Below are 1,186 nucleotides of genomic sequence, written 5' to 3'. Positions count from 1 at the left end.
CAAGGGCACACACCCGGACACCATAGCTTCCGTTTGAAGAGTAAAGGGCAACAAATTGTCTTTGTTGGTGATATTGTCCACTCACATTCTTTACAGTTTGATGCTCCAAAAACTGGGGTAGATTTTGATGTAAATTCAGAGCAGGCAATTAATACTCGTTTAAAAATGTTTGCTGAAATTTCAAATAAGCAACAATGGGTAGCTGCCCCGCATTTACCGTTCCCGGGAATTGGTCATGTGTATAAAGTGAATGCTGAGCAGTATCAGTGGATTCCTTTATATTTTAATAACAGTCTTGATAAATAAAAAAACAGGGCATTCATTGCCCTGTTTTTTTATGAAGATTGAGTTATTTTGCAGCTTTTTCAAAATTAGTGACAGCTTCGCGACCGAGTGCTGGGTCATCGGTAAATACGCCATCAACACCTGCCTTGAAATAGGCTTCAAACTCTTTTAACGCACCAGTTGGACAACGTTCAGCAGGTTTATCTGGGCTGCACTTTAACGGCGCTGGTAGGAAGTTGTTTTCTGGCCGGAAAGTATAAGGATGTACTTTTAAACCAGCCGTATGTGCATCAGAAATAAACGTACTAGTTTTATAAGAGCCATCATTATTAAAGGTCAGTATGTAACCTTTACTTGGTCCTACACCATTTGCATATTTGGCAACATCTTTTAACCCTTGTGCTGTGGCTAAATCAGCATAAGTTTTAGTATCACCAGACTCTACGAAGTCTGCTGGTCGAGATGTTTTTGAGTCGTATAGCTGAATAATTTGTGCGTGTTTAAGCGTCTTATGAAGGTCAAGCTCCCTTTTTAAATCTTTTAGATTCTGAACTTCAAAAGACTGTAAATAGACAGGTGCAATATCACGTGTATATTTATATTTGGCTAAGGTTTTTAGAAGAGTATCTTCCATTGCCAGATTTTGATTTTTAAAATAAGTCGGATGTTTCGTCTCAATATATAAGCCTATAATTTTCCCCGTCTTTTTATAGTTAGCTTCGGCAAGCTCAATGATTTGTTCTAGAGTTGGGACAGGGTAAAGATCATTATAAGCTGTGTTGGCTGGTCGAAACTCAGGAATACGTTCACGCGCTTTAAGCTGCTGTAATTCACTTAAAGTGAAGTCTTCCGTGAACCAACCGGTTAAGTCGACGCCATCAATATTTTTTGTTTTTTTACG

1 protein-coding gene and 1 pseudogene are annotated in these 1,186 nt (G+C 38.6%); one reads left to right on the top strand and one right to left on the bottom strand.

Translation table 11 applies throughout. The features are described 5' to 3' along the window. Positions 1–306 (top strand): annotated as a pseudogene (locus tag VXQ92_RS19480) (MBL fold metallo-hydrolase); the annotation flags it as partial. Positions 307–349: 43 nt separating this feature from the next. Here the strand turns inward: VXQ92_RS19480 and VXQ92_RS19475 are convergent. Next, the coding region (locus tag VXQ92_RS19475) for a glycerophosphodiester phosphodiesterase family protein (RefSeq protein ID WP_416682901.1) at positions 350–1,186 on the bottom strand (837 nt) is incomplete at its 5' end.

It is taken from the genome of Acinetobacter sp. 228, assembly GCF_048147885.1.
Note: the sequence above shows the minus strand (reverse complement) of the source record. Positions and strands in the feature narration are given on the sequence as shown.